We start from the raw sequence: 16,636 nt of genomic DNA, 5'->3' as shown, positions 1-16,636 counted from the left end.
CCTCGCCCTCCGTCCCAGCACGTCTCGCAGGGCCCCTGATCTGTAGGCAAGGCAGCGGCCCCGAACAAGCGGGGCCGCAAGGGCGGGCAGGTTCCTGTCCTGCTCGCAGGATGCTCGGCGGCGTTCAGCCGTAAAGATATTTCGGCAGCCAGAGCGCGATGCCGGGGAAGACATAGACCAGCACCATCGCGAACAGCACGATCAGCAGATAGGGCATCACGCCGGAGAAGATCTGGTTGATGGTCACATGCGGTGGCGCGATGCCCTTCAGATAGAAGGGTGCCATGGCAACAGGCGGGGAGAGGAACGAGGTCTGGATATTCAGCGCGATCAGGATGCCGAAGAACAGTGGGTCGATATTGAAGAACTGCAGCAGAGGCAGGAAGATCGGCACGAAGATCACGATGATCTCGGTCCATTCCAGCGGCCAGCCGAGCACGAAGATGATCAGCTGCGCGACGATCAGGAACATGGTCGGCGACAGGTTCAACGCCGTGACCAGATCCTTGATCGGTTCGTGCCCGCCGAGAATCGCGAAGATCGACGAGAAGATATAGGAGCCGACGAAGAGCCAGCAAACCATCGCCGAGGTGCGCGCCGTCAGGATGACCGATTCCCTGACCTTGCCGAACGAGAGCGAGCGATAGGCTGCGGCCAGAATCAGGCTGCCGAGCGAGCCGATCGCGGCCGCTTCGGTCGGCGTCGCGAGCCCGAAGAAGATCGCACCGAGCACGGACATGATCAGGATGGTCAGCGGGAAGAAGCTGGTCATCAGCGCCCAGAGGACCTTGCTCCAGGGAACGTCCGTCTGTTCCTTCGGCAGTTTCGGCGCCAGCGCCGGGTTAAGGGTGCAGCGAACGATGACATAGACCATGTAGAGGCCGGCCAGCAGCAGCCCGGGGAAGAGCGCGCCCGCATAGAGCTTGGGGACCGAGACACCCGCGGTCGCGCCATAGAGGATCAGCATGACGCTCGGCGGGATCAGGATGCCGAGGCAGCCGCCGGCGCAGACGACGCCGGCCGAGAGCTTCACGTCGTAGCCGGCACGCAGCATGGCGGGAAAGGCGAGCAGCCCCATCAGCGTCACCACCGCCCCGACGATGCCGGTTGCGGTCGCGAAGATCGCGCAGGTCGCGAGCGTCGCGATGGCCAGCGAGCCGGGAACATTGCCGAGCGCGATCTGGATCGAGTGGAACAGCCTGTCGAGGATGTTCGCCCGCTCGATGATGTAGCCCATGAAGATGAAGAGCGGGATCGAGACCAGCACGTCGCTGGCCATGACCGAATAGGCTCGCTGCACGACCAGCGCGAATACATTGTCGCCCATCGCCCAGTAACCGAAGCCGACGCCGAGTGCCATCAGCGTGAAGGCGATGGGGAAGCCGAGCATGATGAAGAGGATGAACAGGACGAGCATGACCACGCCCAGTTCGGGATTGCCCAGTCCGAACATCAAATCGATCCCTCGCGGGTTGCGGCTTCCTCGAGGATGAGCTTCTCGGTCTCCTCGACATCATGCAGGCGAGGGGGCCATTCGCCCGTGCGCAGGCAGATGACGCAACGCGCCACCTCGGCGAGCCCCTGGACGAACATCAGGACCCCGACGATCGGGATCAGCGACTTGAAGTGATAGAGCGGCGGCCCGTTGGGAGAGTTCGAGGAATGCTCCCCGATCATCCAGGAGAAGGCGGCGAACTTGTATCCGGCCCAGGCCAGCGCGATGACTCCGGGGAAGAAGAACAGAAAATACAGCGCCAGATCGAGCCCGGCCTGCGTGCGCGGGGCCCATTGGCGATAGAGGAAATCGCCGCGCACATGGGCATTGCGTGCGAGCGCGTAAGGGCCGGCCAGCATGAACAGAGTGCCATAGAGAATGTAGCTGACGTCGAAAGCCCATTCGGTGGGTGCACGCAGGACGTATCGCGAGAAGACCTCGTAGCTGATCGCCAGGGTCAGGATCAGAATCGTCCAGCCGGCGAGTTTCCCGATGGCGGTATTGAACTTGTCGATCGCGAGCACGATGCCCATCAGGGTCTCCACGGCACGTTGCAGAGCTCGTCGGCGCAAACGCCCGCCAGGCCGGTTGCGGGTGGCGGGCGTCCGGATGCGGGCAGAGGCTCAGGCCTTGAAGAAGTGGGTGAAGGCCAGTTCGCGCGAAGGCGTGTTGACGCGTTCATAGGCGACGGTGCGCTTGACCCAGGCCTTCTGCGACTCGACCACCCTCTTGAAGAAGGCGTTTTCGGCAGAAAGCTTGTCGAGCACCTTGTCCCAGGCGACGAGCTGGGCCTTGAGGATCACCTCCGGGGTCGGGACGACGTTGACGCCCTTGGAGCGCAACATGTCGAGATCCTTGGAATAGCGGTCGAGCGCCTTCCAGATCATGTCGGAGGAGGCTGCTTCCGCCGCATATTTGATGATCGCCTTCTGCTCGGGGGCGAGCGCATCGAATTTCGTCTTGTTGAAGATGAGCTCGAAGCTCTCGGCTGCCTGATGGTAACTTTGCAGCATGTAGACCTTGGCGACGTCCTGGAAACCAAGGATCGAGTCGGAGGAGGGATTGTTGAACTCGGCGCCGTCGATGACGCCGCGTTCGAGCGCCGGCACGATCTCGCCACCGGCCAGAATCGTGACTGCGGCTCCCATCTCCTTCATCAAATCGGCCGCGAGGCCGACTGTGCGGTATTTCAGGCCCTTGAAGTCGTCGGGGGTCTTGAGCTCCTTCTTGAACCAGCCAAGCGGCTGGCAGGGCATCGGCCCGCTGAGGAAGCCTACGAGATTGAGCTTCAGGGTCTGGCCGACCAGCTCGTTATAGAGCTCATAGCCGCCGCCATGATTCATCCATCCCAGGAAGCTGGTTGCGTCCCAGCCGAGTGACGGAGGTGTGCCAAAGAGCGAGAAGGCTTTGTTCTTGCCGTACCAATAGGCGCAGACGCCATGCCCGCCATCGAGAATGCCGGCCGCGACCGCATCCTGCATCTGGAAGGCCGGGACGACTGCGCCCGCGGCGAGCACGTCCAGCTTCAGCCGGCCGCCGGACATGTCATTGACCCGCTTGGCGAAGTCGCCGGCGAATTCATGGAAGATGTCCTTGGTCGGCCAGGTGGACTGGAACTTCCACGTCACCGTTTGGGCGCGGCTGACCTGGGGCATGGCAATGGCGCCAGCGCCCGCAAGTGTTGCGACCTTGAGGAAGTTGCGACGATTCGAACGAGGTTTAGCGGTCTCCGTAGTCATGGATTCCCTCCCTGGGTGTGCCGCCATGTATCTGGCGTGTCGTTATTGCGGCCTGCTGGCCGCGATATCCCAGAGTTGCTGTATTCAGTTGCCGTGGCAAGCGATAGGCGTAATACTAAAGTCTTAGAAGTTCGATCGTGATTGCCTTCGCGACTGCACAAGAACGGGAGAGGTTATGCCGCTTCAGAGGCAAGGGAGTGCCGTTGCGTTAGCGGAGCCTGATGTCAGGTCGACTGAGCAAGGCCGAAAATCGGCGATAAACGCCGGATTTCCGGAGTTTTCCTCCGTGGCGCAGGGCCAGGAAAGAGCCTGGGCGCGACGGGAAGAGGGCGCTTGCGCCCTTGAGGCAAAGTGCAATTGCTCGTCGCTGCGAAGGAGGAGCATTGCGAAAACAGAAAGAATGAGGCGCGCGTTACACGCGGCTCATTCCCGTATCGTCGTCTTGGGATCGAGGTCTTTCGACCCCGGAAGGCGGAGCGTCGCTCAGCGGCGGCCTTTGCCGGCAGCGCGCATCTGCATGTACTGGACGGCCTCGAGCAGAACCTTGCGGGGGCGCTCGGCATCGCGCTTGGCCTGTTCGGCCTTGCGGGCGGCCTCACGCACCAGTTCGGCCTGACGCTCGGCTTCCTCCTGGGCGGCGCGTTCGATCGCCGCGAGGCGCTCAGCCTCGACGCGGGCAGCGGCCTTTTCGGCGTCGCGGACAGCGCGTGCATCGGCAATGGCCTGGCGCTCCGCGCGGCGCTGCTGCATGATCGGGTCATCGGCCTTCGGCCGTGCCTGGAAACGCTCTAGCAGCGCCTTCTTGGCATTGGCGGAGTTGGACTGACGATCAGTGAAGCTGCGGTCGTTCGGGTTCTTCAAGGTCTACCTTCTTGGGTTGAACGGGCTCTAACTCGCGAGCCCGCGGGGGCAATAATCCAGAACTGGCCGGATGTGTATTGTAATCAGCGCGCAGGCGCTGCGCCTGCGGCGCGGGTCGGCTTCGCCTTGGGCTTCGGCGCGGCGATGAGACCTTCGCGCTGAGCCTGCTTGCGAGCGGCCTTGCGGGCACGGCGAACGGCATCGGCCTTTTCGCGGGCGCGCTGCTCGGATGGCTTCTCATAAGCTGAGCGGCGCTTCATCTCACGAAAAACGCCTTCGCGCTGCAATTTCTTCTTAAGCACTCGCAGCGCCTGGTCGACGTTATTGTCGCGGACGAGAACCTGCATCCTGGTTTCCTTCATTCGAAATGCGAAAACATCGCGCTGAACCCGGGCYCGAGATCCAGCGAAATCTTCGCAGCGTCATGTTGAAGCGCACCAGAAGGCCGCGCGCCGGTTGTTCGATCTGAGCGGGGAAGGTCGTCGGCGGGCACATTGACATGCGCAGGACCGCGGCGTTCGGCCGAATATCGACGGCCGCCATATGGCCTCTCGAACAGTGAATGTCAATGCAATTGCCGGGGTTCAGGCATGCTTTTGCATGGGCATGCATAGCCGAACGGGCGGCGGMGCGCTTTACAAGTGTCGGGTTTTCGCCAACAGGCAATCCTCGCTTCCGTTACTCGATCCTGGTCTTCTCCGTGAACACGCCGTCGCTGAGTCAGTTCCGCCGCATCGTGGTCAAGGTCGGTTCGGCCCTGCTGGTCGACCGCGAGCGCGGCCGGCTGCGCCAGGCCTGGCTCGCCGCGCTCGCTGAGGATCTCGCCGAACTGCACTTGCGCGGCGCCGATGTGCTTGTCGTCTCGTCGGGGGCAATTGCGCTCGGCCGGACCGTGCTCAGACTTCCGAGCGGTCCGCTGCGACTGGAAGAAAGCCAGGCGGCTGCGGCCGTCGGGCAGATCGCGCTGGCGCGGACATGGTCCGAGGCGCTGGGACATCACGGGCTGACCGCCGGACAGATCCTGCTGACGCTGGCGGATACCGAAGAGCGCCGCCGCTATCTCAATGCGCGCGCCACGCTTGGCCGCCTGCTCGATCTGCGCGCGATTCCGGTGATCAACGAGAATGATACGGTCGCGACGACCGAAATCCGCTATGGCGACAATGACCGCCTCGCCGCGCGTGTCGCGACCATGGCGGGCGCCGACCTGCTGGTGCTGTTCTCCGATATCGATGGGCTCTACACGGCGCCGCCGGCGCGGGACCCGGCTGCGCGCCATATCCCGCTGGTCGAGCTGATCACGCCGGAGATCGAGGCCATGGCGGGCGGAGCAGCGTCCGAACTCTCCCGCGGCGGGATGCGCACCAAGATCGAGGCGGGCAAGATCGCGGCGGCGGGCGGCACTCATATGCTGATCGCCGATGGGCGGACGAAGAACCCGCTCAGTGCGATCGTGGCTGGCGGGCGCTGCACCTGGTTTCTCTCGGCTTCGACGCCTGCGACGGCGCGCAAGACCTGGATTGCTGGCTCGCTCGAGCCGCGCGGCACCCTGTATGTCGATGCAGGGGCCGCTCGTGCCTTGCGCGGTGGAGCGAGCCTGCTGCCTGTCGGCGTCAGCCGGATCGAGGGTGAATTCGCGCGTGGCGATGCCGTGCTCATCCGTGATCCGGATGGGCGGGTGCTCGGACGGGGGCTGGTGGCCTATGATGCGGGGGAGGCGGGGCTCGTGCTCGGCAAGGCCTCGCGCGATATCGAGGCGATCCTCGGCTATCCCGGGCGCGCCGAGATGATCCACCGTGACGACATGGCGCTCGGTGTCGGCTAAGGTCGCCGGGCTCAAGGAAACGGGTGAGTTGACGATGACTGGCGAAGGCGCGCTGCGCGTGGTTTCTGCAAGCGATGGCCAAGAGGAAATCGGCACGGTCATGCATGGGCTAGGCCGGCAGGCCCGCGCTGCTGCGCGGCTGGTCGCGCTTGCGTCGGCTGAGCAGCGCAACGCGGCGCTGATGGCGATGGCCGAGGCCCTGCGCGAGCGTGCGCCGGCGATCCTCGCCGCCAATGCGCGAGACCTCGATGAGGCGCGCGGCGCCGGCCAGAACGCCGCCTTCATCGACCGTCTGATGCTGGACGAGGCCCGGTTGGCGGCGGTTGCCGAAGCGGTGGCGGGCATCGCCCTGTTGCCCGACCCCGTCGGTCGCGTGCTCGCCAAATGGACCCAGCCCAATGGCCTTGCCTTCGAGCGCGTGGCGACACCGCTTGGCGTGATCGCGGTGATCTTCGAAAGCCGCCCGAATGTCACCGCCGATGCCGGCGCGCTTTGCCTGAAGAGCGGCAATGCCGCGATCCTGCGCGCCGGCTCGGATAGTTTCCGCACCTCGACCGAGATTGCTGCAGCGCTCCGCCAGGGACTGGAAACTGCAGGGTTGCCGGGCGACGCGATCCAGCTGGTGCCGACACGTGACCGCGCAGCGGTTGGCGAGATTCTGGCGGGGCTCGGCGGTGCCGTCGATGTCGTCGTGCCGCGCGGCGGCAAGAGCCTGGTCGCCCGTGTCCAGAGCGATGCGCGTGTGCCGGTCTTCGCGCATCTCGACGGCAACTGTCATGTCTATATCCATGGAGCCGCCGATCTCGACATGGCCAAGGCGATCGTGCTGAACGCAAAGCTGCGCCGTACCGGCGTCTGCGGCGCGGCCGAGAGCCTACTGGTCGATGCCGCCTGTGCTGCAACCCATTTGCAGCCGCTCCTCAGGATGCTGGTCGAGGCCGGTTGCGCGGTTCGTGGCGATGTCGCCGCACAGGCGGCCAATCCGCAGGTGACGCCTGCAACCGAGGCGGACTGGGCAACCGAATATCTGGACCGGATCATTGCGGTGAAGGTGGTCGACGGGCTTGATGCGGCGATCGCGCATATCGAGCGCTACGGTTCGCACCATACAGATGCAATCGTGACTGCCGACGAGGCGGCGGCGCAGCGCTTCCTGGCCGAGGTCGATTCAGCCATCGTCGTCCATAATGCCTCGACCCAGTTTGCCGATGGCGGCGAGTTCGGCTTCGGCGCCGAGATCGGCATCGCGACGGGGCGTATGCATGCGCGCGGGCCGGTCGGTGTCGAGCAGCTCTGCTCCTTCAAATACCGGGTTCATGGCAGCGGCCAGATCCGGCCGTGAGGGCAGAGGATCTGCGCCTGCCGCCCCATGCACCGGGCCTTCGGATCGGCTTGTTCGGCGGGAGCTTCAACCCGGCACATGACGGTCACCGCATGGCGAGCCTGACGGCGCTGCGTCGGCTGCAGCTCGACCGCGTCTGGTGGCTGGTCACCCCGGGCAATCCGCTCAAGGACAATGCGGCCCTGCCATCGCTCGGCGAACGCATTGCGACGGCGCAAGAGCTTGCCGATCACGCCCGCATCCATGTCACCGGGGTCGAGGCGAGCCTGCGCACCCGCTATACCGCCGATACCCTGCGCGCCCTCAAATTGCGCTGCCCTGGCGTCCGCTTCGTCTGGATCATGGGGTCCGACAATCTTGCGGGTTTCCACCGCTGGAACGAGTGGCGAGCCATTGCCCGGATGATGCCCATCGCCGTGATCGACCGCCCGGGATCGACGCATCGCGCGGTGGCTTCGCCGGCCGCCAACTGGCTGTCGCGCTGGCGGGTTTCCGAGAATGCCGCTGCCGCCCTGCCGCTGCTGGAGCCCCCCGCCTGGGTGTTCCTGCATGGCCGGCGCTCCGAGCTGTCCTCGACCTATTTGCGCCAGTTGGCTGGTCGCGATTGAATTTCGACCTCATATCGCTTAATTTAGGATCGTCGCGCTGAGAGCGCGTCGTCATGTGAGGATACGGAACTGAACCGTCAAACCCTTGGTGAAGCCGAGCCGAAGCCGCTTCCCCAGGCTGCTGTCCCCGGAAACCCGTCCGCCGACAGCGTGGCCCTCGCAATCCATGTTCTCGAAGATATGAAGGCCGAGGACATCACCGTTATCGATCTGGTTGGCAAGACTTCGCTGGCTGACGCGATGATCATCGCGTCAGGGCGCGTGAACCGCCATGTCGCCTCGATTGCCGACAGCCTCGTCGAGGCCTTCAAGAAGACGGGACTGCCGACGCCGAAGGTCGAGGGCATGCCTGCCTGCGACTGGGTGCTGATCGATACGGGCGATCTCATCGTCCATGTCTTCCGGCCGGAAGTGCGCCAGTTCTACAATCTGGAAAAGATGTGGGGCGCCGACCGCCCGAATGAGCGGCTCGTCGGCTGATCCTGATTTCCGGTGCGGCTCGCCATCATCACCGTCGGCCGGCTCAAGGACGGGCCGGAACGGGACCTCTGCGAGCGCTACCGCGAACGTAGCCATGGTCTCGGGCGCAGCCTTGGTCTGACTGGGCCCGATGTCACGGAGCTGCCTGAAAGCCGGGCGCGGCGGCCTGAAGAGCGCAAGCGCGATGAGGCTGCCGCGATCCTTTCAAAGCTCTCGCCGGGGCTGCTGATTGCACTTGACGAGCGTGGCAGGAGCCTGACGAGCGATGCCTTCGCCGGCAGGATCGCGGCCTCGCGAGACGCCGGTACGGGCACCGCGAGCCTCGTGATCGGCGGTGCGGACGGGCTGGATGAGACCATTCGGGATCGTGCTGATCTGACGCTGGCCTTCGGGGCCCTGACATTGCCGCATCAGCTCGTGCGCGTGCTTGCGTTGGAGCAGCTCTACAGGGCCATGACGATTATCGCCGGACATCCCTATCATCGCGCATGACGTCCGCCGCATCAGTGATTCGAGCCAGTTCGCGCCGCCTCGGCAGCGCCGCTTTGCTATGGCTCGCGCTCGGTCTCGGTCATCTGGCGGTCAACGCTCAGGAGCCGGGGCCCGATCCGGATCGCGTGGCGCCCGAAATCGCGCAGAAACAGGTGGAGAAACAGGCCCGCGAAGCCGAGTTGAAGGCGATCGAGGAACGGCTGGCCGGCAATGCCGAGGCGCGAGCCAAGCTGGAGGCTGAGATCGCCACGATCCGGGCCGATCGGGCCGGTCTCAACAAGGCGCTGCTCGAGACGACGACCCGTACCCAGGGGGTCGAACGTCGTATTGGCGCGATCGAGGAGCGGCTGGCGCTTCTGCAGACCAGCGAAACCGCGATCCGGCGTTCCCTCGAGGGCCGCCGCGGCTTGATCGGCGAAGTCCTGGCCGCGCTCCAGCGGATCGGCCGCCGGCCGCCGCCGGCCGTTCTGGTGCGGCCGGAGGATATCCTGGAGGCGGTGCGCGCCTCGATGCTGCTCGGCGCTGTGGTGCCCGATCTGCGCCAGGAGATCGAGATCCTCAGCACAGATCTCGGCGAGTTGGTGCGGTTGCGCGGCGGGATCGCGGAAGAGCGCAAGGCGATGACCGGTGAGCTGGAAACGCTCGCGGGCGAGCGCCAGCGCCTTGCTTCGCTGATCGACGCCAGGCGCGAGCGCGAGGCCAGCGCCGCCAAGGATATCGAGGCGCAGCGCGGGATGAGCGGAGAGCTTGCGGCGCAGGCGAAGGGTCTGCGCGATTTCGTCGAGCGCATCGAGAAGGAAATCTCCGTCGCGAATCGCGCCGCGGAAGCGGCGCGCCAGGCTCTGGAGGCCGAGACCCGCGAGCAGCGGCAACGCATGGCGGCGCTCGCTTTCAAGGACCCCGCCCGGCTTGCGCCGAAGATCGCTTTCGCGGAAGCTCGCGGCATGCTGCCGCTGCCCGCTGCCGGATCACAATTGCGTGGTTTTGGTGACAATGACGGCGTTGGCGGCACGACGCGCGGAATTTCACTGACAACCCGCCCTAATGCCCTAGTTTCGGCGCCTTCCGACGCTTGGGTTGTTTACGCTGGGCCGTTCCGCTCCTTCGGGCAACTCTTGATCCTGAACGCGGGTGGGGGGTACTATTTGCTCTTGGCCGGCATGCAGCGGATCGACGTGTCGCTGAACCAATTCGTCCTTGCCGGGGAACCGGTTGCGATGATGGGTCAAACGTCGGAAGCTGCCGCGACGATCGTAGGTTCGGGGACTGGGGAACCGGTTCTCTATATTGAGTTCAGAAAAGACGGCGTTTCGATCGACCCGGCACCGTGGTGGACGAAATCGCAAAGCGAAAAGGTTCGCGGATGATGCGCAAGGTCTCCCTCGTTCTCGCCGGCGCAATCGTTGGCGCGGGCCTTACCAGTCTGGCGACGCAGACCCACCTGCTGTCCTCGACCAGCGCGGTCGCGGCCTCGGCCGAGGTCTATCGTAGCCTCAACCTGTTCGGTGACATCTTCGAGAAGATTCGCACCGACTATGTCGAGAAGCCCGACGAGCAGAAGCTGATCGAGGCCGCGATCAACGGCATGGTCTCCTCGCTCGATCCGCATTCGGCCTATCTCGACGCCAAGAGCTTCCGTGACATGGACACGGACATGCGCGGCCAGTTCGGCGGCCTCGGCATAGAGGTCACGATGGAGGACGGCGTCCTCAAGGTCGCCAAGCCGATTCGCGACACGCCCGCCTCCAAGGCCGGCATCCTCGCCAACGACATCATCAGGGAGATCGATGGTGACCAGGTGAAAGGCCTGAGCCTGACCCAGGCCGTGGAGAAGATGCGCGGCATCATCAACACGCAGGTCAAGCTCAAGATCGAGCGCCCGGGCAAGCCGGATCCGCTGGAGTTCACCCTGACGCGTTCCACCATCGTCGTCCCGGCGGTCGAGGAGCGGGTTGAGGGCGATGTCGGCTATATCCGCATCGGCACTTTCAGCGAGCAGACCTATGAGGGCCTGCGCAAGGCGCTCGACAAGGTCAATGCCGAGATCGGTGTCGACAAGATCAAGGGCTATGTGATCGATCTGCGCAATAATCGCGGTGGCAGGCTCGACCAGTCGGTGCTGGTGTCGGACGCGTTCCTGGAGCGCGGCAAGATCGTCTCGACGCGCGGTCGCAATGCCGAGGAGACCCAGGTCTTCAACGCCAAGTCGGGCGACCTGACCAAGGGCAAGCCGGTCGTGGTTCTGATCAACGGCTCTTCGGCCTCGGCGGCCGAGATCGTTGCCGGCGCCCTGCAGGATCACAAGCGCGCAACCGTGATGGGCACGCGCTCGTTCGGCAAGGGCTCGGTGCAGACCGTGATCCCGCTCGGCTCGAATGGCGGCCTGCGCCTGACCACGGCGCGCTACTACACGCCATCGGGCAATTCGATCCAGGCCAAGGGCATCACGCCGGATATCGAGGTCGTCCAGGAAATTCCGCCAGAGCTCAAGGACAAGCTGACGGACAACAAGGGCGAGGCATCCCTGAAGGGCCATCTCAAGTCGGGCGACGGCAAGGATGAGCAGTCGGGTTCGGCTTCCTATGTGCCGAATGACCCGGCCAAGGATACGCAGCTTCTTGCCGCGCTGAATCTGTTGCGGGGTGTCAAGAAGGACGTCGCCGGCCCGGTTCCGACCCCAGAGCCCGCCAAGCCGAACTGATCTCCATCCGACTGGGAGGAGAGCGCCGTTCTCCGGCGCTCTCGACTGCTGGCCCCGCACGCGCCAAGACTAGGCGTGCGGGCCGCTGATTCGGGTCCGATTCGAACAGCTGAGGACGGCTGCCCTTGGCCGGAACGCCGCTTACCGAGCTCGATCGGCCCTTGGGGCAGGGTCGCCCGGTGCGCCACGGCAAACCGTGGGCGCGCTGGCTGTCGCTTGCCCTGAGCGGGGCGATGGGCTGCGCGGCACTTGCGGTGATTGCCATCCTGCTGTTCCGGCGCGATCCCGACGGTGGCGAGCCGATGGCGACTGCCGCGATCGAGATCAGGCAGCCTTCAAGGGAAATCGCGGCCGCACCTGCCGCCGAACCGAATGTCACAGATCCGCGCTCCCAATCCACAGCGCGCCAGCTTGAAATCGAATCAGGGGTGACCGTCGTGCGCCCCGGGGCAGAGGCCCCCGGTGCGATCGTCATCACGATTCCCGATAGCGGCGAGGTCAAGCTCGCGCCGGCTCCCGACAGCCGGCTGGTCGAACGCAGCCGGTTCGGCCTTCTGCCGAAGGTGGCGCCGGACGGCGCGACACCGATGCAGGTCTATGCCCGCCCGTTAGGTTCGGCGCCTGAGACCAAGCCGGCGGGCCGCATTGCGCTTCTCGTCGGCGGGCTGGGCATCAGCCAGAATGGTACGGCAGATGCGATCACGCAGCTGCCTGGCGCGGTTTCGCTGGCCTTCGCGCCTTATGGAGTCGAGCTGGAGCGCGTCGTGCAGCGGGCTCGTGGCGACGGCCATGAGGTCTTCCTGCAGGTGCCGATGGAACCGTTCGACTATCCCGACAACGATCCCGGGCCGCATACCCTGCTCTCGGGCCCCAAGGCCGCGGAGAATCTCGATCGGCTGCATTGGGTGCTGGGTCGCTTCACCGGCTATGTCGGCATCGTCAATTTCCTCGGTGGCCGGCTGACGGCGGATGAGAACGCCCTGTCGCCGGTCCTGCGCGAGATCGCCGGTCGCGGGCTGATGGTCGTCGACGACGGCTCGTCCTCGCGCAGCCAGCTCGCGAGCGCGGCAGCGCGGGCGCAGATTCCGGCACTCAAGGTCGACAGGGTGATCGATACGGTCACCCGCGCCGATGCGATCGACCAGCAGCTGCAGCGGCTTGAGACTCAGGCGCGCGAACAGGGTGTGGCGATCGGCGCGGCGAGCGCGCTGCCGGTCTCGATCGAGCGCATTGCCCGCTGGGCCAAATCTCTGGAGGCCAAGGGCCTCGTCATCGTGCCGGTCAGCGCAGCCCGCGGACTGCGCAATCCCTCCACAACAGGGTCCCTGAAATGACCGAGCCGCCTCCCGGCTATCGCCCCTGCGTCGGGCTGGCCTTGTTCAACCGCGACGGGCTCGTCTTCGTCGGGCGCCGGGCGGACAAGACCAAGCGCGAGCATGTTGCGCCGGGCTTCGCCTGGCAGATGCCGCAAGGTGGCATCGATCCCGGCGAGACGCCCTATCAGGCGGCGCTGCGTGAGCTGCAGGAGGAAACCAATGTCACCTCCGTCTCGCTGCTGGCGGAGGTGCCCGTCTGGCTGAGCTATGATCTTCCCGTGGATATCGGCCAACAGGCCTGGAAGGGTCGCTGGCGCGGCCAGGCCCAGAAATGGTTCGCCTTCCGCCTCGACGGTCCCGACAGCGAGATCGATATCCTGCACCCGGCAGGAGGTCACAAGGCAGAGTTCGAGGCCTGGCGCTGGGCACGGCTGGAAGAGACGCCCGATCTGATCATTCCGTTCAAGCAGGCCGTCTATCGCGACGTGGCCCGGTCCTTCGCTCCCTTCGCTGCGGACTGATCATTCCAAGTTCGTCTCGGCGTGAAACAAACATTTCGCGCCCTGCGATTTGCTCTACCATTTCCTGGGGAGTGATTCGCGCTGCGTGCTGCCTGATGCTCCCTGTCACGAAATGCTCACATGAGGGGGTGAGGCTCGCGATATGGTTGATTCGGTTTTCAAGCTTCACACTGCGGTCCTTGCCGCGCGCACGCGCGACCCGGCCTTTTCGCGCACCGCCAAGCTCATCGGCGAGGGGCTGCCGAAGATGGCCAAGAAGCTGGCCGAGGAGGCGGTGGAGGTCGGGCTGGAAGCGGTCCAGGCCGACCGCGAGCGGGTGATCCTCGAGAGCGCCGACCTGATCTACAATCTCGTCGTGCTCTGGAGCGAGATCGGTATCGCGCCCGCGGATGTCTGGCGCGAGATGGACCGGCGCGAACAGCTCTATGGCATTGCCGAGAAATTGCCGAAGAATCGCGCCGCGAAGCAAGCGCGACAGGAAAGCGCCGAGGTTGCCGCAATTGGCGGGGGTGGCTTGCGCGAAGACTGAGCATCCCGCGCGTTTTTGGCGCGCTTGCCCCCTCATCCCCGGGAATGTCAGATTTCCGGGAAGACGGGGGTTGCCAAGCCGAAGCGTTGCGGTTATTCCCGCCACATCAGATCGACGCGGCCACGGCCGAGCCACCTGATACGCGCCCGTAGCTCAGCTGGATAGAGCATCAGACTACGAATCTGAGGGTCAGAGGTTCGAATCCTTTCGGGCGCGCCATTTCCAACTTAGGCGACATAAAGTCGCCTAACACCCTGAACGGTAAAGCTATTTTTGCGGTTCTAAAGCCTTCCCCGCGCCTGTAGCGGAGGAAGGTGGCAAAGGTTAGTTTTAGGACCGCCCTACGGTCGTTCAAGCAACCAGAATCCCAGAATTTACTAGGGTTTCCGAGGAACGACAGTGCGGTTCTAAGTCGGGCATCGAAGCTTCCTTCTGTGCGGTCCACAAGAGCGATCCGCTCCTCGACGAGCAGCCGTTCAGCTTCCAGTTTTCCGATCTTGTCTTCCAGAGCCCTCGAAATAACCGGAAGGCTGGTCAACACAAGGCGCTCGACGTGAATCTCGATCTGGCGCTCGATACGCGACAGTTCCTCCGTGAGCGCTGTTGCGCGCGACTCGGCGTTGCCTTGGCGGTGACGCCATAGCTCCTTGAACATGTCCACGGCCATGTCGAAGATCTTTTGTTCGGGGGCGATGCGCGTCAGCAGTGCTGCGAACTCACCCTCGATCACATTGCGACGGATTGACTTGCCGTAGCTTGCGCAGCTTCGCGTGTGGCAGAGATAGTAGGGATGACGGCCGGAATTACCTCTGGACCAGCAAGCGGTTAAGGGGTTCCCGCAATCATCGCACATGACAAAACCTCGCAAGGGAAAATCCTCATTGAGGTTTCGGCGCTTGGGCGCGCGGTTGATGCCGTTTAGCCTGTCTTGAACGTGTTGATACGTTTCTATCGATACGAGGGCCTCATGATGACCCATGCGAAACGGGATTCCCCAAGCGCCTGATCCAACGAGCCCTGCGTAGGACGGATTCCTCAGAAATTGCCCAATGCGCTGGTGTGTAATTTTACCCGCACGACTTTTCGGAAAAAGCGGCTGCTCCTGACAGAACCGAAGCACATCGGCCACCGTTTCGAAGCGACCAGAGGCATAGCCTTCGAGGGATTCGACTACGACCGAGGCAGAGGGCTCATTACGGACAAGCACACGGCCACTGTGGCCCTGCACCTTGCCGTAAACATATCCGACAGGCGCAGCGAATACGGCATAGCCGTTTGTAAGGCGTGACCGCATCCGCGAGTTTGTCTGTTCCGTGTTGTGAACCCGCTGATAGTCCGACACGACAACGCTCATGTTTTCGACAAGGCGCGAAGTCGAGTCGTTACCGTAGATCATGTGCGGCGACTCAAGGATGCCGCCCAGATCGTTCACAATCCGGCGGAGATCGCCGTGAAGATAAAGGTCGCGGCTAAACCGGTTGATATGGTCAAAGATGATCCGATACCGCTTGTCCGGATTGGACTGCATGTGGGTGAACACAGCGTCCAAGCCAGCACGGTTTCGCGCGCTGCCGCTTAAGTCATCGGTATGTATGCCTTCGACTTCATATCCCTTAGCCTGCGCATACGCAATACACGCGGTGAGTTGTGAGTTGAGCCCATCGCCCGCTACGACCTGCTTTTTGCTTGATACCCGCGCGTAGATTAGCGCGAATTTCGTATCCTCCTGGACCACTGCCCCGTTGGTTCTGGTTGGTTTCATGTGGGCTCTCCTTGCGTGGGAAAATTCTCCGTTTCTTTCGCGGGCTCTGTCTCATTCGCAGATGGGCTGAGTAGTGCTTCAAAAATCGGTCCACATGTGCCGATCGGCAGGTCCATTTCGACCCAAGTACGCATGAGGGCCCAAACAACGAGCATCAAATCGGACTTCTGACGTTCCGTCACATCGAGCCCATCAAGGTGATGCGCATAACTTCGTTCCTCAAGGTTAGCTATCGTATGCGCGGGTAAGTGACGTTCGCCCGAGCAAACCGAAAAGAGGGGGGCGTGTTCATTTGTAGTCATATCCGTCCTCCMTTCCTTGAGTCCGGCTAGGATGGTAGACCGTACTTCATACTACGGCATAAAACAATAATTATAGCTTATGTGTTGCTTTCTGACGAATCGACGTGAGTTTGAAGTCGATATGATCGGGGATAAATACACGGCGTATGTGGTTATAATGGCGTATTATGCATGATGTTGAATTAATTAAGCGCCGGTAAAAGAAATTATATTTATGTGTTATGGATATACGCAAATTCACTATTCGTCCTGATTTACTGAATTGGGGATTTTGAAAATAAGACGTTTATATCCGTCAATTTTCGGAGATATGAATATCTGCGCGGGACAAAAATCGCATATTATCAAAAACTAATAGGTATTTATTCTACGAATGTTGCGATATAAATCAATATCATGACCTTGAAATAGAATCTCTCAAGGCTTTTAATCACATTTGAAAACCGCCCGGCCGAATGACCCGGCGGGAATATTGAAAATGAAATCTGTCACCACGATGAGGCTTCAATTCTCAAATCAAAGGCCGCTGCGTAGCCCTTCGGCGTGGGCCGCCTTGCGGTGGCGCGTGCTGAGTGAAGAAATAGGCGTATGGATAGTCATACGCCTATGCCGAAGCTCTCTCGGCTTGAAGTGATCACGACGGGGTCGCGGCGGCGGTGGACG

The 16,636-nt window shown here is 63.0% G+C and carries 16 protein-coding genes and 1 tRNA gene; 11 read left to right on the top strand and 6 right to left on the bottom strand.

The window, feature by feature from the left end; translation table 11 throughout:
* Positions 1 to 124 precede the first annotated feature (124 nt).
* From AC1DIO_RS09815 to rpsU, 5 genes are all read right to left on the bottom strand, one after another.
* Positions 125 to 1,453: a TRAP transporter large permease gene (locus AC1DIO_RS09815; RefSeq protein ID WP_441492182.1), complete on the bottom strand. Its 1,329-nt coding sequence runs from the start codon at positions 1,451 to 1,453 to the stop codon at positions 125 to 127.
* Positions 1,453 to 2,028 (bottom strand): TRAP transporter small permease subunit, encoded by a 576-nt coding sequence (locus tag AC1DIO_RS09810; RefSeq protein WP_441492181.1) that lies wholly within the window; start codon positions 2,026 to 2,028, stop codon positions 1,453 to 1,455. The genes AC1DIO_RS09815 and AC1DIO_RS09810 overlap by 1 nt, the downstream gene beginning before the upstream one ends.
* Before the next feature lie 90 nt (positions 2,029 to 2,118).
* Positions 2,119 to 3,234 carry a TRAP transporter substrate-binding protein gene (locus AC1DIO_RS09805; protein WP_441492180.1) on the bottom strand — a complete coding sequence of 372 codons (1,116 nt, stop codon included), beginning with the start codon at positions 3,232 to 3,234 and terminating at the stop codon, positions 2,119 to 2,121.
* A 483-nt stretch (positions 3,235 to 3,717) separates the two neighbouring features.
* A complete protein-coding gene (locus tag AC1DIO_RS09800) occupies positions 3,718 to 4,095 on the bottom strand; it encodes a DUF6481 family protein (RefSeq protein ID WP_441477526.1) in 378 nt (125 codons plus the stop codon).
* Positions 4,096 to 4,178: 83 nt separating this feature from the next.
* The gene (rpsU, locus tag AC1DIO_RS09795; protein WP_069882405.1) at positions 4,179 to 4,442 is read right to left on the bottom strand and encodes a 30S ribosomal protein S21; all 264 of its coding nucleotides are present in this window, start codon (positions 4,440 to 4,442) and stop codon (positions 4,179 to 4,181) included.
* Positions 4,443 to 4,795: 353 nt separating this feature from the next.
* Between rpsU and proB the strand changes: the two genes are divergently transcribed.
* From proB to AC1DIO_RS09740, 11 genes are all read left to right on the top strand, one after another.
* Positions 4,796 to 5,920, top strand: coding sequence for a glutamate 5-kinase (gene proB / locus AC1DIO_RS09790; RefSeq protein WP_441505624.1), 1,125 nt, complete (start codon positions 4,796 to 4,798; stop codon positions 5,918 to 5,920).
* A 100-nt stretch (positions 5,921 to 6,020) separates the two neighbouring features.
* Positions 6,021 to 7,262, top strand: a complete 1,242-nt coding sequence (locus AC1DIO_RS09785; RefSeq protein ID WP_441505809.1) for a glutamate-5-semialdehyde dehydrogenase — start codon at positions 6,021 to 6,023, stop codon at positions 7,260 to 7,262.
* The gene (locus tag AC1DIO_RS09780) at positions 7,259 to 7,870 is read left to right on the top strand and encodes a nicotinate-nucleotide adenylyltransferase (RefSeq protein WP_441492179.1); all 612 of its coding nucleotides are present in this window, start codon (positions 7,259 to 7,261) and stop codon (positions 7,868 to 7,870) included. The genes AC1DIO_RS09785 and AC1DIO_RS09780 overlap by 4 nt, the downstream gene beginning before the upstream one ends.
* A gap of 150 nt (positions 7,871 to 8,020) precedes the next feature.
* Positions 8,021 to 8,350: a ribosome silencing factor gene (rsfS, locus tag AC1DIO_RS09775; protein WP_441477524.1), complete on the top strand. Its 330-nt coding sequence runs from the start codon at positions 8,021 to 8,023 to the stop codon at positions 8,348 to 8,350.
* Between the two features lie 12 nt (positions 8,351 to 8,362).
* Positions 8,363 to 8,842 (top strand): 23S rRNA (pseudouridine(1915)-N(3))-methyltransferase RlmH, encoded by a 480-nt coding sequence (rlmH, locus tag AC1DIO_RS09770; RefSeq protein ID WP_441505623.1) that lies wholly within the window; start codon positions 8,363 to 8,365, stop codon positions 8,840 to 8,842.
* A complete protein-coding gene (locus AC1DIO_RS09765; RefSeq protein WP_441505622.1) occupies positions 8,839 to 10,209 on the top strand; it encodes a murein hydrolase activator EnvC family protein in 1,371 nt (456 codons plus the stop codon). Before rlmH ends, AC1DIO_RS09765 begins: the two co-directional genes overlap by 4 nt.
* Positions 10,209 to 11,543 (top strand): S41 family peptidase, encoded by a 1,335-nt coding sequence (locus AC1DIO_RS09760; RefSeq protein WP_441492176.1) that lies wholly within the window; start codon positions 10,209 to 10,211, stop codon positions 11,541 to 11,543. Before AC1DIO_RS09765 ends, AC1DIO_RS09760 begins: the two co-directional genes overlap by 1 nt.
* Positions 11,544 to 11,668: 125 nt before the next feature.
* A complete protein-coding gene (locus tag AC1DIO_RS09755; RefSeq protein ID WP_476853364.1) occupies positions 11,669 to 12,877 on the top strand; it encodes a divergent polysaccharide deacetylase family protein in 1,209 nt (402 codons plus the stop codon).
* The gene (locus AC1DIO_RS09750) at positions 12,874 to 13,380 is read left to right on the top strand and encodes an RNA pyrophosphohydrolase (RefSeq protein ID WP_476853363.1); all 507 of its coding nucleotides are present in this window, start codon (positions 12,874 to 12,876) and stop codon (positions 13,378 to 13,380) included. Before AC1DIO_RS09755 ends, AC1DIO_RS09750 begins: the two co-directional genes overlap by 4 nt.
* A gap of 142 nt (positions 13,381 to 13,522) precedes the next feature.
* The gene (gene hisE / locus AC1DIO_RS09745; RefSeq protein WP_476770380.1) at positions 13,523 to 13,909 is read left to right on the top strand and encodes a phosphoribosyl-ATP diphosphatase; all 387 of its coding nucleotides are present in this window, start codon (positions 13,523 to 13,525) and stop codon (positions 13,907 to 13,909) included.
* Positions 13,910 to 14,051: 142 nt separating this feature from the next.
* Positions 14,052 to 14,128 (top strand) — tRNA-Arg (locus AC1DIO_RS09740).
* Here AC1DIO_RS09740 and AC1DIO_RS09735 read toward each other — a convergent pair.
* On the bottom strand, positions 14,079 to 15,671 hold the full coding sequence (locus tag AC1DIO_RS09735; protein WP_476770383.1) for a recombinase family protein: 1,593 nt from the start codon (positions 15,669 to 15,671) through the stop codon (positions 14,079 to 14,081). The genes AC1DIO_RS09740 and AC1DIO_RS09735 overlap by 50 nt on opposite strands.
* Positions 15,672 to 16,636: the final 965 nt, after the last annotated feature.

The organism is Allobosea sp. 05T439, from assembly GCF_056396005.1.
This window is presented reverse-complemented; position numbering and strand designations above follow the sequence as displayed.

What these genes read in the sequence shown, in the direction of transcription:
- AC1DIO_RS09815 (WP_441492182.1), bottom strand. Translation starts at nt 1,453, where the DNA reads ATGTTCGGACTGGGCAATCCCGAACTGGGCGTGGTCATGCTCGTCCTG.
- AC1DIO_RS09750 (WP_476853363.1), top strand. Translation starts at nt 12,874, where the DNA reads ATGACCGAGCCGCCTCCCGGCTATCGCCCCTGCGTCGGGCTGGCCTTG.
- AC1DIO_RS09805 (WP_441492180.1), bottom strand. Translation starts at nt 3,234, where the DNA reads ATGACTACGGAGACCGCTAAACCTCGTTCGAATCGTCGCAACTTCCTC.
- hisE (WP_476770380.1), top strand. Translation starts at nt 13,523, where the DNA reads ATGGTTGATTCGGTTTTCAAGCTTCACACTGCGGTCCTTGCCGCGCGC.
- AC1DIO_RS09785 (WP_441505809.1), top strand. Translation starts at nt 6,021, where the DNA reads ATGCATGGGCTAGGCCGGCAGGCCCGCGCTGCTGCGCGGCTGGTCGCG.
- AC1DIO_RS09760 (WP_441492176.1), top strand. Translation starts at nt 10,209, where the DNA reads ATGCGCAAGGTCTCCCTCGTTCTCGCCGGCGCAATCGTTGGCGCGGGC.
- AC1DIO_RS09765 (WP_441505622.1), top strand. Translation starts at nt 8,839, where the DNA reads ATGACGTCCGCCGCATCAGTGATTCGAGCCAGTTCGCGCCGCCTCGGC.
- AC1DIO_RS09735 (WP_476770383.1), bottom strand. Translation starts at nt 15,671, where the DNA reads ATGAAACCAACCAGAACCAACGGGGCAGTGGTCCAGGAGGATACGAAA.
- rpsU (WP_069882405.1), bottom strand. Translation starts at nt 4,442, where the DNA reads ATGCAGGTTCTCGTCCGCGACAATAACGTCGACCAGGCGCTGCGAGTG.
- AC1DIO_RS09810 (WP_441492181.1), bottom strand. Translation starts at nt 2,028, where the DNA reads ATGGGCATCGTGCTCGCGATCGACAAGTTCAATACCGCCATCGGGAAA.